A 14,062-nucleotide genomic window follows, 5' to 3' on the forward strand; every position below is an offset into this window, starting at 1 on the left:
TTCCGCTGCCACCGCCACTTTCTGCCTGGATATATCGAAAGATTGAACTCGCCATGTGCGGACGTTTCGCCCTCACCGCCACGACCGACCAGACGGCGGCCTTCCTGGGGTTCGCCGAACTGGAGGAGTTTCCGGCGCGCTACAACATCGCGCCGAAGCAGCCGGTGCTCGCGGTGGTGTCCGCCGGCCCGCGCGAGCCGTTTTCCAACCGCCCCGACCGCTTGGCCATGCTGGTGCGCTGGGGACTGATCCCTGCCTGGGTGAAGGATACCCGCGATTTCCCGCTGCTGTTCAACGCACGTTCGGAAGGCATTGCCGAAAAGGCGTCGTTCCGCGCCGCCATGCGTCACCGCCGGGCGCTGATCCCTGCCTCCGGCTTCTATGAATGGCACAAGCAGTCCGGCGGTAGCGGCAAGGGACAGGCCTATTGGGTGCGCCCGAAGCAGGGCGGATTGATTGCGTTCGCCGCCGTCCTTGAGACTTACGCCGAGCCGGGAGGCTCGGAGATGGACACCGGCGCCATCGTCACCACGAGCGCCAATGACGACATCGGCCATATCCATGAACGTATGCCTGTCGTCGTGCAGCCACAGCATTTCGCTCGCTGGCTCGACTGCCGCAGCCAGGAACCCCGCGATGTCGTCGATCTCATGAAACCTGTCGAGCCGGGGTTTTTCGAGGCCCTGCCGGTCTCCGACCTCGTCAACAAGGTGGCGAATACCGGCCCCGAAATACAGGAACGGGCCGAAATCGCAGCCGTTCGTGAGCCCGAAAAAGCAAAGCGCCGCACCAATGGCGACGCTGACGATACGCAGTTGACGCTATTTTAGAACGCCGCGACGTTTGTAAATCAAACGCCGGGTGCCCAAGCCGGGTTCAGGCGGCGCGTGGCGCGATGAACTTCTGGACAGGCTTTTTCTTCTTGGCCGTATGAAGCAGAGCCGCGGCGATAGCTGCCGGGCCAATTGCCCTGTATTGACTGTCGAGAGCCGCCGGTTGGGCGGGGCTGGTCTTAACCTTGCTGCGGGCCATGTTCGTCTTCCCCAAGACATTCCGTTTCGAAGTGCTTCATTGTCTCGCCGATTCGGACCAAATCGTGACGGTGTCGGCAAGAAGCCGGCGAACGTTCATCACTGTGCCGACATGTTTAATAGAATCTTACTGATCGTTCCCTCGGCCACGCGTAGCAGGCTTTTGCCGAAAGTTGCGTCTTGACGGCAACACTGGGCAGGGCGATAAAGCCGCCCCATGAGAACGTCTTTCGCCATTTGCTCCATTTGGATTATTGACTAGCGCTCGCGCTGGTCCGGACGTTTTCGCCTCATTTTTTCAGCAGGACAAACGCCCCGGCCAGCAGGCTGGAGCTGTCTCGCGTCTTGGCGCGGCGTGCTCCCGACAGCAGGAACGGACCGGGAAGGCACGCATGTCTGAAAGCACCAATGGGTTGCGTCTCTACAACACGCTGACGCGGACGAAGGAGACGTTTTCTCCGATCGATCCGGACAATGTCAGGATGTATGTGTGCGGCCCGACGGTCTATGACTTCGCCCATATCGGCAATGCGCGTCCGGTCATCGTTTTCGATGTCCTGTTCCGGCTGCTGCGGCACCTCTACGGCGAAGACCATGTCACCTATGTCCGCAACATCACCGACGTGGACGACAAGATCAACGCCCGTGCGCTTCGCGATTTCGGTGCTGAGATTTCTGGCGGGCAATTGTCGCTGAACGAGGCGATCCGCCGCGTGACGGAAAAGACCGCGCAGCAGTTCCGCAGCGATGTGGCCGAACTCGGCTGCCTGCCGCCGACAGTAGAGCCGCGCGCCACCGAATTCGTGCAGCCGCGCGCCGACGGCAAGGCCGATATGATCGGCATGATTCAAACCCTCATCGAACGCGGCCATGCCTATGAAGCCGCGGGCGAAGTTCTCTTCGATACCGGCTCGATGCCGGAATACGGCCAGTTGTCGAAACGGCATCTGGACGAGCAGCAGGCCGGCGCGCGCATCGCCGTGGACGAGCACAAGAAGAACCCGCACGATTTCGTCCTGTGGAAGCTGTCGTCGCCGGAGGAGCCGGGATGGGAGTCGCCGTGGGGCAGGGGCCGGCCCGGCTGGCACATCGAGTGCTCGGCCATGTCCGCGGCCTACCTCGGCGAGACCTTCGACATCCATGGCGGCGGGCTCGATCTGATCTTCCCGCACCACGAAAACGAGATCGCTCAGTCGCGCTGTGCCCACGGCTCGCACGCCATGGCCAATGTCTGGATGCACAATGGCTTCCTGCAGGTGGAAGGCCAGAAGATGTCCAAGAGCCTCGGCAATTTCTACTCTATCCACGAACTGCTCGAGACGGAGACTTTCGGCGGCCGCAAGTGGCCCGGCGAAGTGCTGCGCCTCGCCATGCTGATGACGCACTACCGCGAGCCGATCGACTTCAGCGTGCGCAAGCTGGAGGAGGCGGAAAACACGCTGCGAAAGTGGAAGCGCGCCGCCGACACAGCCGCCGCGTCCGCGCCTGACCTTCCGCAAGCGATCGTCGATGCACTTTCGGACGATTTCTCCACGCATGCCGCATTTCAGGTGCTGACCCAGCTTGCCGGCGAGGCGGGTGAAGGCAGCGGAGCGGCGGCATCGCTGAAAAGGGCGCTCGAATTCCTCGGTTTCGACGTCTCCTCCGCGCAGGTGAACCAAAACGAGGTCGATCGCGCCATAGCCCGCCGGCTGGAATTGATCGCCGCCAAGAACTGGGGCGAAGCCGACAGGATCCGCGACGAATTATTGGCGCAGGGAATCCAGTTGAAGGACGGGAAAGACCCAGCCACCGGCGAGCGTGTCACCACTTGGGAAGTAAAGCGGTGAGAAGCGGCTCAACCAGATGGAGCGATGTCCATGATTGACCACACAGGCATACCAGTCGCGGATTTCGACAGGGCAAAGGCGTTCTACGACCGTGCCACGGCGCCGCTCGGGGGTTCGCTCCTTTTTATGGTTCCGCCGGAACATACAGGCGGCATGAAGGTCGGCGGCTATGGCCGTGAGCGGCCGGTGTTCTGGCTGCGCGAAACGGGCCAGGCCGGGGAAAGCGGACGCCACTACGCGTTCACCGCCAACAGGCGGGCCGATGTCGATGCCTTTCACGCCGCGGCGATCGCTGCCGGAGGCCGTGACAACGCCAAGCCCGGCATCCGCGCGCACTACCATCCCGATTACTATGGAGCATTCGTCCTCGACCCTGACGGCAACAACATCGAAGCCGTTTGCCACAAGCCCGAATAGGACGGACGGAAAGCACGATGAGCCTCGACAACAGGCCGGTTTATACAGGGGGGTGCCAGTGCGGTGCCGTGCGCTTCCGCGTCGAAGGCACGCTTGGCGAGGGCTCAGTCTGTCATTGCCGCATGTGCCAGAAGGCGTCCGGCAGTTTTTACATGCCGCTGGTTTCCGTGCGCGAGGCCAAGGTGGAATGGACGCGCGGCGAACGCCGGCGCTTCCACTCCTCGAACCATGTCGATCGCGGATTCTGCGGCGATTGCGGTACGCCGCTGACCTATGAGGCGCCGGATGGCATGGCGCTGACCATCGCCAGCTTCGACAAGCCGGAAGAAATCGCTCCCGTCATCCAGTGGGGCGTCGAGGCGAAACTTCCCTATGTGGACGGTGTACCATCGCTCCCTGCTGAAGAAACGATGGCAGACATCGAAACCGCGCCGTTCCTGGCTGATCTCGTCTCCTATCAGCACCCCGACCACGACACGGACGAATGGCCGCCAGCGGACCGTTCGCACAAGGCCAGATCGAAATGACAGATCAGTTACGAACCCTCTATCCAGAAACCGAACCGTTCGACAGCGGCATGCTGGATGTCGGCGACGGACACAGCATCTATTGGGAGCGCTGCGGCACCAAAGGCGCCAAGCCGGCGGTGTTCCTGCATGGCGGTCCGGGCGGCACGATCTCGCCGAAGCACCGGCGGCTCTTCGATCCGAAGCTCTACGATGTCATCCTCTTCGACCAGCGCGGCTGCGGCAAGTCCACGCCCAATGCCTCGCTCGACGCCAACACCACCTGGCACCTCGTCGCCGACATGGAAAAGCTGCGGGAGATGGCCGGTTTCGACAGATGGCTTGTTTTCGGCGGCTCCTGGGGATCGACGCTGGCGCTCGCCTATTCGGAAACCCACCCTGATCGCGTCAGCGAACTCGTGGTGCGCGGCATCTACACGCTGACCCGCGCCGAGCTCGAATGGTACTATCAGTTCGGCGTGTCCGAGATGTTTCCCGACAAATGGGAGCGTTTCATCGCGCCGATCCCGGAAGGCGAGCGGGGCGACATGATGGCCGCCTATCGCAAGCGCCTCGTCGGCGACGACCGCAAGGCGCAGATCGAGGCGGCGCGCGCATGGAGCCGCTGGGAAGGCGAGACCATCACGCTGCTGCCCGATCCGGCCACCAGCGATGCGTTTGAAGAGGAAGACTACGCGCTCGCCTTCGCTCGCATCGAGAACCACTTTTTCGTCCATGCCGGCTGGCTGGAAGAGGGGCAGTTGCTGTGCGATGCCGGCAAGCTGAAGGACATTCCCGGCGTCATCGTCCACGGCCGTTACGACATGCCGTGTCCGGCCAGATATGCGTGGGCGCTGCACAAAGCCTGGCCGAGGGCCGAGTTCCACCTCATCGAAGGCGCCGGCCATGCTTATTCGGAACCGGGCATACTCGACCGGCTGATCCGCGCGACGGACAAGTTTGCAGGCAAATCATGATGGTCCGGGAACGCCTCTATCTTTTCGACACCACTCTGCGGGACGGCCAGCAGACGCCGGGCATCGATTTTTCCGTCGAGGACAAGATCGCTATCGCCAAGATGCTCGATGAATCCGGCATCGACTATGTCGAGGGCGGGTATCCGGGTGCGAATCCGACGGACACTGCTTTCTTCGCCGAAAAGCGCACGCAGCGCTCGAAGTTTGTCGCCTTCGGCATGACCAAGCGTGCTGGCGTTTCGGCTTCCAACGATCCCGGCCTCGCGGCGCTGCTGCGGTCGGCATCGGATGCGATCTGCTACGTCGCCAAAAGCTGGGACTACCATGTCCGCGTCGCGCTGGGCTGCACCAATGAGGAAAACCTCGAGGCGATCCAGGCTTCGGTGGAGGCGGCGCGGGGCGCTTCCAAGGAGGCGATGGTCGACTGCGAGCATTTCTTCGACGGGTTCAAGGCCAATCCCGACTATGCGCTTGCCTGCGCCAGGGCTGCCTATGAAGCCGGCGCCCGCTGGGTCGTCCTGTGCGACACCAATGGCGGCACCCAGCCCTCGGAAGTGCGCGCCATCGTCGCCAAGGTCGTTGCCAGCGGCATTCCCGGCGACCGTTTGGGCATTCACGCCCATGACGATACCGGGCAGGCCGTCGCCAATTCGCTGGCCGCGGTGGAGGCTGGCGTGCGGCAGATCCAGGGCACGCTGAACGGCATCGGCGAGCGCTGCGGCAATGCAAACCTGATCACGCTCATTCCCACCCTGATGCTGAAGCCTGCTTTCGCCGATCGCTTCGAAACCGGCATTTCAGCGGAACAACTTGCCGGTATCTCGCGCCTGTCGCGTGCCTTCGACGAGCTTCTCAACCGGGCGCCGGAAATCCAGTCGCCCTATGTCGGCGCATCCGCCTTCGCTACGAAGGCCGGCATCCATGCCTCCGCTCTGGCCAAGGACCCGGCCACCTATGAGCATGTGCCGCCGGAATCGGTGGGCAACCGCCGCCGCGTCATGGTCTCGGATCAGGGCGGCAAGGCCAATTTCGTCGCCGAGTTGAAGCGACGCGGCATCGACGTACCGCGTGACGATCACCGGCTGGATGCGCTGATTTCCGTGGTCAAGGAGCGCGAGGCGGAGGGCTATGCCTATGAAGGCGCCGACGCGAGCTTCGAACTGCTGGCGCGCCGGATGCTGACAGGCGTTCCGGAATTCTTCAGCGTCACCTCGTTCCGCTGCATGATTGAGCGTCGCTTCGACGCCAACGGCCAGTTGCGGACCGTATCCGAGGCGATCGTCAAGGTGCTGGTCGATGGCGAGGAGAAAATGTCGGTCGCCGAGGGCCATGGCCCGGTGAACGCGCTCGACATCGCGCTGCGCAAGGATCTGGGCAAATACCAAAGCGAGATCGCGGATCTCGAACTGGCCGACTACAAGGTGCGTATCCTCAATGGCGGCACCGAGGCGATAACACGGGTGCTGATCGAATCGCACGATGCGACCGGCGCGCGCTGGTGGACGGTCGGCGTCTCCGACAACATCATCGACGCCTCTTTCCAGGCCTTGATGGACTCCATCGTCTACAAGCTGATGAAGAACCGCGAAATGGCCGGATTGGTAGCGGCCGAATAGCCGGCTGCGCCGGCATGTCGGCTTGGGCCATTGGCAAAACTCCGTTGAACCATGCGATGTTTGACGTGGCTTTAGGCCTTCGAACGGCTCATACCGCTGCGATGTCCGCCGAACCAGCTCCAGAAAACGACAAATCTGCCCGGCGCGGCTTCGTGTTTGCGGTGTCGGCCTATTTCTTGTGGGGATTCCTGCCCTTCTACATGAAAGCTGTCGCGCATATCCCGTCGCTCGAAGTGGTGGCGCACCGGGTCATCTGGTCGCTTCCGGTCGCCGGGGTCGTGCTCCTGTGGCTGGGGCGCACCGGCGACATCAAGGTGGCGCTGCGTACGCCTCGCACCTTGGCCATGGTCGCGCTGACGGCGGCCATGATCACCGCGAACTGGTGTGTCTATGTGTGGGCTATCGCGGCCGACCGCGCGCTGGAAACCGCGCTCGGCTACTACATCAACCCGCTGTTCAGTGTTTTTCTCGGCGCGGTTCTGCTCGGTGAGCGCCCGACCCGGGCGCAGCTTGTGGCCATTGCGCTCGCGGCGCTGGCCGTAGCGGTCCTCACCTGGGAGAACGGCGGGCTGCCTTGGGTGGCGGTGGCGCTGACCTTTACCTGGGGCTTCTACGCCCTGCTCAAGAAGACCGTGCCGGTTGGGCCGTCGCAGGGTTTTTTCCTTGAAGTGCTGATCCTCGCCGTTCCGGCGCTGGGTTACATCGTTTGGCTCGAGGCAACCGGCGCCGGTCATTTCGGCGATCAGAGCGTGTCGGACATCTGGCTGCTGATGAGTTCCGGCCTGGTCACCGCCATCCCGCTCATCCTCTATGCCAACGGCGCGAAGCTGCTCAGGCTGTCGACCATCGCTATCATGCAGTACCTGGCGCCGACGATGATCTTCCTGGTCGCGGTGTTCGTCTTCCACGAGCCGTTCTCGACCGAGAAGGGCATCGCCTTTGCGCTAATCTGGGCAGCGCTGGCGGTCTATTCGTGGTCGATGCTGTCGGGCGGCCGCAGCGCGGCGGCTACAGTTTCTCGATAACCGAGGCTTCGCCTTCCGTCGGCGCATCGGCGGCGGCGCCTGCCGTCAGTATGGCGGCGACGATCGCCTCCGGATTGTCGACGACCAGCGGCTTGACGCGATTGGCGGTGTGGATGAACCCTTCCGCCGCCATATGATCCATCAGCGCGATCATCGGATTCCAGAATCCACGGACATTGCCGAACACCACCGGCTTGCGGTGATGGCCCAGTTGCGCCCAGGTCAGGATCTCTATGACCTCTTCCACGGTGCCGATGCCGCCCGGCAGCGCCACAAAGGCGTCGGATTCTTCGAACATCCTGTGTTTGCGCTCGTGCATGTTCTTGGTGATGACGAGTTCGTCGAGCCGGTCGAGCGCCGAGCCGCTGGCTTCGCGGTTGATCAGGAAGCCGGGAATGATGCCCATGACCTTGCCGCCCGCCCGCAACGCGCCATCGGCAACCGCGCCCATGATGCCCTTGGTGCCGGCGCCGTAGACCAGACGAAGACCATTACGGGCAAGCGATCGGCCCAGTATGTGAGCGGCTTCGATATAGACGTCGTCGTGGCCGGGAGACGAGCCGCAGTAAACGCAGACGGATCGAATCGTGTTCATGGGCATGATTGGTGATGGGGCAGGCGGCGGCGGTCAAGCCTGAAAGGGCTTTTTCTTGTCGCTTTCGGCAAAACAAGCTAGACCCGCATTGGGGCAAGGGGAACGATAAAAATGGCAATCAAACCAGTACAGACATTGTTGTTTGCTGGCGCAGGCGTGGTCGCCGTCGCCGGTGTGGCGTATGTTTCCGGCGCGCTCGATCCGCTGCTGAAACCTGCGCCGCCCGCGCAGGTCGCCGCGCTTCCGTCGCCGGGCTCTACCGCAACGCCTACGCCGCCGCCAAACCTGCCTGAGGGGCAAGCACCCGCAGCGGATGCCAAGGCTCCGGTAACACCTGAAACCCCGGCAGCCCCACCGGCCGCCGCCGCTTCAGCCGCGCCGAGCTTCGATGTGGTGCGCGCGGAAGGCGACGGCTCGCTGGTCGTTGCCGGCAAGGCAGCGCCCAATGCCAAGGTGGAAATCCTGAACGGCTCGGCTGTCATCGGCACGGCCACCGCCGGCCCCGAGGGCGCCTTCACGGTGGTGCTCGATGACCCGCTCAAGCCTGGCGACTATCAACTGACGCTGCGGTCGACCAGCGCGGCCAATGAGACGGCGAACTCCGCGCAGACTGCGGTTGTTTCCATCCCGGACAAGGCCGACGGCCAGGTTCTGGCCATGGTCGAGGAAGCCGGCAAGCCTTCCGAGCTGCTCACTGTGCCGGAGGCTGCCAAGCCGGACTCGGAAAAGCCCGCGCAGCCCGCAGGCACCGCAGCCGCGCCCGCAACGCCGTCCGCTCCCTCCGCACAGACCGCCGCGCCTGCCATGGCAAGCGCCGATCCCGCCAAGCCCGTTGCCGATGCGGCGAAGATTGCAGTCGAAGCCGTTGAAATCGACGGCGGCAAGGTGTTCGTCGCCGGCACCGCCGCGCCGGGCAGCAAGGTGCGCGCCTATGCCAGCGACATTCTTCTGGGCGATGCGCTGACTTCGCCGGATGGGCATTTCCTCGTCGAAGCTTTGCGTGACCTGCCGGTCGGCAACTACACGGTCCGCGTCGATGCGCTGGACGGCAGCGGCAAGGTCATTGCCCGCGCGGCGGTTCCGTTCGAGCGCGAGCCGGGCGAATCCATCGCCGCTGTCGCGCCTGCTCAGCCGCAGCCGGGCCAACAGGCGACCGAACCGCAAGCCGCCGACGCCGGAACGAGCCAGTCCGGGAACGCTGCCGGTGCCGAAGCCAAGCCGGCGCAGCCGGCCGGCGATGTGGCCGCGGCGAGCCCACCCGCCGCGAACCAGCCGGCAACTGCGCCAACTGGTCAATCGGCCGGGACGGCAGCTGAAAAACCTGCGGACATTGCGTCAGCAACGCCAACGCAACCGGCGGAGACCACCGCGCCAAAGCTCCAGCATGCCGACGGCGCCGTCATCATCCGGCGCGGCGACAATCTGTGGCGCATTTCGCGGCGGATCTACGGCCATGGCATTCGCTACTCGACCATCTACCTCGCCAATCAGGAGCAGATCAGCGATCCCGACCGCATTTGGCCGGGCCAGATTTTCAAGGTTCCGGAAAAGTCGAGCGAGGGCGAGGCGGCCGACATGAAGGCGATGGGCGAGCAGGCGACGATCCGGTAAGCCGATCGCGGCAATATTGCCGTCGCCGCTTGCAAAAGGCGCCTTCATCGTTTATCGCCGATAAACGATGAATATTGCTCTACTCAACGAGGTTTCGTCGCCGCGCCGGGCCGACCAGGCGATGGCCTCGAAGCTGGCTGCGCTGGCGCACCCGGCACGTCTGGAAATCCTCAAACGGCTTGCCGCCAGCAATTCCTGCTGCTGCCGCGATGTGGTGGCGCATCTCGATCTGGCGCAGTCCACCGTCTCGCAGCATCTGAAGATGCTGGTCGCGGCCGGGCTGGTGCGGTATTCGGCGGACGGCCAGCGCTCGCTCTATTCCGTGGACCATGAAGCGCTCGATAACGTTTCCCGCGCCGTTGCCGACCTCGCGGCGTCCTGCCGATCCTGCTGCTGACACTTCGCAAGGCATTTCAAATTGGCTGACAAGACCGTTTCCGCCGAATCCGGCTCGACCCTGCAAACCCTGCGCAACCTCTGGCCCTACATGTGGCCGGCGGACCGCGCCGATCTGCGCGCCCGCGTCATCTGGGCGACGGTCCTGCTGGTCGTCGCCAAGCTGACGCTGGTCATCGCGCCATACTTCTTCAAATGGTCGACCGATGCGCTGGCGGGTGACGCCAAATACACGCCACCGCTGCCGGCGATTCTTTTGGCGCCGGTCATGCTGGTCGTGGCCTACAATGTCGTGCGCCTTGTGCAACTCGGCTTCAACCAGCTTCGCGATGCCCTGTTCGCCCGCGTCGGCCAATATGCCGTTCGCCAGCTGGCGCACCGCAGCTTCGTGCATATGCACCAGCTTTCGCTGCGCTTTCATCTGGAACGTCGCACCGGGGGCCTGTCGCGCGTCATCGAGCGCGGCACCAAGGGCATCGAGACGATCGTCCGTTTCACCGTACTCAATACATTGCCGACGGTGCTCGAGTTCGCGCTGACGGCGGGCATCTTCGCTTTCACCTATGGCTGGAAATACGTGGCGGTGGTGGCGATCACCGTCTGGCTCTACATCTGGTTCACCATTCGGGCCAGCGACTGGCGCATTACCATCCGCCGCGACATGAACGACAGCGATACCGACGCCAACACCAAGGCGATCGATTCGCTGCTCAACTACGAAACTGTGAAATATTTCGGCAACGAGGCAATGGAAGCCGCGCGCTTCGACCGCTCCATGGCCCGCTACGAGACCGCCGCCACCCGCATCTGGACCTCGCTCGGCTGGCTGAACTTCGGCCAGGGCGTCATTTTCGGCCTCGGCACCACCATCATCATGGTCATGTCGGCGCTGGAAGTGCAGGCCGGAACGCAGACCGTCGGCGACTTCGTCTTCGTCAATGCGTTGATGGTGCAGCTTTCGGTGCCGCTGAACTTCATCGGCTTCGTTTACCGGGAAATCCGCCAGGGCCTGACCGATATCGAACAGATGTTCGACCTGCTGGATGTCCAGCAGGAAGTTCTGGACAAGCCGGACGCCAGGCCGCTCGCCGTCGCCTCGGGCAAGGTCGAGTTCCGCGACGTGCATTTCGCCTACGACCCGAACCGGCAGATCCTGAAAGGCATTTCCTTCGAGGTTCCGGCCGGCAAGACGGTCGCCATCGTCGGCCCTTCCGGCGCCGGAAAATCTACCATCTCGCGGCTGCTGTTCCGCTTCTACGACATCCAGAGCGGCGAGGTGCTGATCGACGGGCAGGATATCCGCGATGTAACGCAGGAAAGCCTGCGCGCGGCCATCGGCATGGTGCCGCAGGACACCGTGCTGTTCAACGACACGATCCGCTACAACATAAGCTACGGCCGCACCGGCGCGGGCGAGGACGAGGTGCAGAAGGCGGCCGAGCTCGCCCAGATCGGCACCTTCATCGAGCGCCTGCCGGATGGCTACAAGACCATGGTCGGCGAGCGCGGGTTGAAGCTGTCGGGCGGCGAAAAGCAGCGCGTGGCGATTGCCCGCACCATTCTGAAGGCGCCCCCGATCCTGATCCTCGATGAGGCGACTTCGGCGCTCGACAGCCACACCGAGCAGGAAATCCAGGCGGCGCTCGATCTCGTCAGCAAGGGCCGCACCACCATCGTCATCGCCCACCGGCTATCGACGGTCATTTCCGCCGACGAGATCATCGTGCTGCAGGACGGCCAGATCGCCGAACGCGGCACGCACGCCGCGCTGATGAAAAAGCGCGGGCTCTACGCATCCATGTGGGATCGCCAGCGCGAAGCGACGGAGGCGGAAGAGCGCCTGCGCATCGCGCGCGAATCCGACGAGCTTGGCGTCGTGGTGCGCCGGCGCACGGCGGAGGTGGACTAAACCGGCCTGGTCTCGATTTATGCCAAACTTGCTGTAAGTTGCCGGACCGGCTGCCATGCAGAGGCAGCCGCCATGCCTTGGCTGGCATGATCGTCAGGCTGGGGGTGCGCAATCCGGAGGGACCTGCCGCATGTATTTTGCTATTCTCGCCTATCATGAAGAAGATGCGGTCGCCTCCTGGTCTTCGCAGGAAGATGCCGAGGTCATGGCCGACCTGCTCGAAATCAACAACCGCCTGACCGAGGAGGGCCGTCTGGGCCCGGCCGGCCGACTGGATTTGACCGGCCACGCCTTGACCTTGCGCGGACCGGGTGCCGGCACGGTCACCGACGGCCCGTTTGCAGAAACCAAGGAACAGCTTCTCGGCTTTTACGTGGTCGATTGCGCATCGCCCGAGGAAGCGGTTCAGATCGCCCGCGACCTGCGCCGCGTCAACCCGACGGCGGTCTATGAAATCCGCCCGGTCACGCTCTATCTTCCGGGAGCGCCGCTTTCGCCAAGCTGAGGCGCTCGCTAGTGCGGCAAAGAGGCCGCCAGCTGGCACAATGGTGCGTTGCGGCTGGCCCGACTTTCCGATAGAGAGGCCCGAGCCGAAACGGAGCTGCAAATCAGCCCTATGAACCTCGTCGATACGGTCAAGAATACGTTCGTTCCGATCCACCGCGAGGGGTATCCGTTCATTGCCGCGTTCGCGGCGGTGACGCTTGTGCTCGGTTATTTTTCATCGACGCTGTTCTGGATCGGCCTGATCCTGACGGTCTGGTGCGTCTATTTCTTTCGCGATCCGGAACGCGTGACGCCTGTTGACGACCGGCTGGTCGTGAGCCCCGCCGATGGCGTTGTCTCGGCGGTCGGGCCGGCGGTGCCGCCGCGCGAACTCGGGCTGGGTGCCGCGGAGATGACGCGCATCTCGGTGTTCATGAACGTCTTCGCCTGCCATGTGAACCGCGCGCCGGTGCGTGGCCGCGTCAGCCGCATCGAGCATCGTCCCGGCAAGTTCCTCAACGCGGAACTGGACAAGGCCAGCGCCGAGAACGAACGCAACGGCATCGTCATCGACAGCCCGAACGGAACCGTCGCCGCCGTGCAGATCGCCGGTCTGGTCGCCCGCCGCATCGTTTGCTGGGCCGACATGGGCGGCACGCTCTCCATCGGCGAACGCTTCGGGCTGATCCGTTTCGGTTCGCGCGTCGATGTCTACCTGCCGACAGGCGCCGTGCCGCGTGTCGCAATCGGCCAGACGGCGATAGCGGGCGAAACGGTGATCGCCGAATTCGGCGGTGTCGCGACAGCGCCGCTGGTGCGCGTGTCGTAAGCCGATGGCAGGCGCCCCGTTCAAGAAGTTCGAACCTCATGGCCAAGGCGGGCCACGCATTCGTGAAATCCCGCTGCGCATGATGTTCCCGAACCTGATCACAGTGCTGGCGATCTGCGCCGGCCTGTCCGGCATCCGCTTCGGCTTTGAAGGCAGGTTCGAGACTGCCGTCGTCATGGTTCTGCTTGCCGCATTCCTCGATGGCATCGACGGACGTCTTGCGCGGTTGCTCAAGGCGACCTCGAAATTCGGGGCGCAGATGGATTCGCTGGCCGATATCGTCAATTTCGGTGTCGCGCCGGCGCTCGTCCTCTATGCCTACCTGCTCGATCGCGCCGGGTCGCCGGGCTGGATCGCAGCGCTCCTCTTCGCCATCGCGTGCGGTATGCGGCTCGCCCGCTTCAACGTCCTGGACGAACAGGTCGACAGGCCCGCCTGGCAGGTCGATTATTTTGTCGGCGTGCCGGCTCCCGCAGGCGCGGTGCTGGTCATGCTGCCGCTCTATCTGGCGTTCCTCGGCGTCGAGCCTTCCCGGCCGCTGGCGTTTATCGCCGTCGCCTTCACCATTCTGGTGGCATTCCTGCTGGTCAGCCGGCTGCCTGTATACTCGGGCAAGAGCCTCAAGATTCCGGGCGATCGCGTCCTGCTCGTCATCCTGGCCGTCGTGCTCTATTTCCTGCTGCTGGTCAGCTATCCCTGGCACACGCTGACGGCATCCGTGGCGGCCTATCTGGTGTTCCTGCCGTTCAGCGTCAGGGCCTACTCGAAGCGGGCCAAGAAGGAAGGCGAGGCGGCTTTACCGCCGGATGTCGACAGCGCGGCTTAGGCTCTGACG

The 14,062-nt window shown here is 63.7% G+C and carries 15 protein-coding genes; 13 read left to right on the plus strand and 2 right to left on the minus strand.

The window, feature by feature from the left end; translation table 11 throughout:
* Nucleotides 1-53 precede the first annotated feature (53 nt).
* Nucleotides 54-830, plus strand: a complete 777-nt coding sequence (locus J2X35_RS02395) for an SOS response-associated peptidase (protein ID WP_310180711.1) — start codon at nt 54-56, stop codon at nt 828-830.
* A 46-nt stretch (nt 831-876) separates the two neighbouring features.
* On the opposite strand, the gene J2X35_RS02400 is transcribed toward J2X35_RS02395, so the two are convergent.
* Nucleotides 877-1,032 (minus strand): hypothetical protein, encoded by a 156-nt coding sequence (locus tag J2X35_RS02400; protein WP_200946395.1) that lies wholly within the window; start codon nt 1,030-1,032, stop codon nt 877-879.
* A gap of 391 nt (nt 1,033-1,423) precedes the next feature.
* Between J2X35_RS02400 and cysS the strand changes: the two genes are divergently transcribed.
* From cysS to rarD, 6 genes are all read left to right on the plus strand, one after another.
* Complete coding sequence (gene cysS / locus J2X35_RS02405) at nt 1,424-2,860, plus strand: cysteine--tRNA ligase (protein WP_310180713.1); 1,437 nt, start codon at nt 1,424-1,426, stop codon at nt 2,858-2,860.
* A gap of 30 nt (nt 2,861-2,890) precedes the next feature.
* On the plus strand, nt 2,891-3,277 hold the full coding sequence (locus J2X35_RS02410; RefSeq protein ID WP_310180715.1) for a VOC family protein: 387 nt from the start codon (nt 2,891-2,893) through the stop codon (nt 3,275-3,277).
* Nucleotides 3,278-3,294: 17 nt separating this feature from the next.
* On the plus strand, nt 3,295-3,804 hold the full coding sequence (locus tag J2X35_RS02415) for a GFA family protein (protein ID WP_056108266.1): 510 nt from the start codon (nt 3,295-3,297) through the stop codon (nt 3,802-3,804).
* Nucleotides 3,801-4,760 (plus strand): prolyl aminopeptidase, encoded by a 960-nt coding sequence (gene pip, locus J2X35_RS02420; protein ID WP_310180719.1) that lies wholly within the window; start codon nt 3,801-3,803, stop codon nt 4,758-4,760. The genes J2X35_RS02415 and pip overlap by 4 nt, the downstream gene beginning before the upstream one ends.
* Nucleotides 4,760-6,376, plus strand: a complete 1,617-nt coding sequence (gene cimA / locus J2X35_RS02425) for a citramalate synthase (RefSeq protein WP_310180721.1) — start codon at nt 4,760-4,762, stop codon at nt 6,374-6,376. The genes pip and cimA overlap by 1 nt, the downstream gene beginning before the upstream one ends.
* 101 nt (nt 6,377-6,477) lie before the next feature.
* Nucleotides 6,478-7,401 (plus strand): EamA family transporter RarD, encoded by a 924-nt coding sequence (gene rarD / locus J2X35_RS02430; RefSeq protein ID WP_056115267.1) that lies wholly within the window; start codon nt 6,478-6,480, stop codon nt 7,399-7,401.
* Here the strand turns inward: rarD and J2X35_RS02435 are convergent.
* Nucleotides 7,385-7,996 carry a TIGR00730 family Rossman fold protein gene (locus tag J2X35_RS02435; RefSeq protein ID WP_310180724.1) on the minus strand — a complete coding sequence of 204 codons (612 nt, stop codon included), beginning with the start codon at nt 7,994-7,996 and terminating at the stop codon, nt 7,385-7,387. The genes rarD and J2X35_RS02435 overlap by 17 nt on opposite strands.
* A gap of 111 nt (nt 7,997-8,107) precedes the next feature.
* On the opposite strand from J2X35_RS02435, the gene J2X35_RS02440 reads away from it, so the two are divergent.
* From J2X35_RS02440 to pssA, 6 genes are all read left to right on the plus strand, one after another.
* The gene (locus J2X35_RS02440) at nt 8,108-9,607 is read left to right on the plus strand and encodes a LysM peptidoglycan-binding domain-containing protein (protein WP_310180727.1); all 1,500 of its coding nucleotides are present in this window, start codon (nt 8,108-8,110) and stop codon (nt 9,605-9,607) included.
* Between the two features lie 67 nt (nt 9,608-9,674).
* Nucleotides 9,675-10,004, plus strand: a complete 330-nt coding sequence (locus tag J2X35_RS02445) for a helix-turn-helix transcriptional regulator (protein WP_056108274.1) — start codon at nt 9,675-9,677, stop codon at nt 10,002-10,004.
* 21 nt (nt 10,005-10,025) lie between these two features.
* Complete coding sequence (locus J2X35_RS02450; RefSeq protein WP_310180730.1) at nt 10,026-11,912, plus strand: ABC transporter ATP-binding protein/permease; 1,887 nt, start codon at nt 10,026-10,028, stop codon at nt 11,910-11,912.
* A 130-nt stretch (nt 11,913-12,042) separates the two neighbouring features.
* Entirely contained in the window at nt 12,043-12,417 is a 375-nt protein-coding gene (locus J2X35_RS02455; RefSeq protein WP_310180731.1) for a YciI family protein, read from the plus strand.
* A 96-nt stretch (nt 12,418-12,513) separates the two neighbouring features.
* Complete coding sequence (locus J2X35_RS02460; RefSeq protein WP_310183713.1) at nt 12,514-13,227, plus strand: phosphatidylserine decarboxylase; 714 nt, start codon at nt 12,514-12,516, stop codon at nt 13,225-13,227.
* 4 nt (nt 13,228-13,231) lie between these two features.
* A complete protein-coding gene (gene pssA / locus J2X35_RS02465; protein WP_310180732.1) occupies nt 13,232-14,053 on the plus strand; it encodes a CDP-diacylglycerol--serine O-phosphatidyltransferase in 822 nt (273 codons plus the stop codon).
* The last annotated feature ends 9 nt before the right edge of the window (nt 14,054-14,062 follow it).

Source organism: Mesorhizobium sp. BE184, from assembly GCF_031457045.1.
GTDB lineage: Bacteria > Pseudomonadota > Alphaproteobacteria > Rhizobiales > Rhizobiaceae > Mesorhizobium.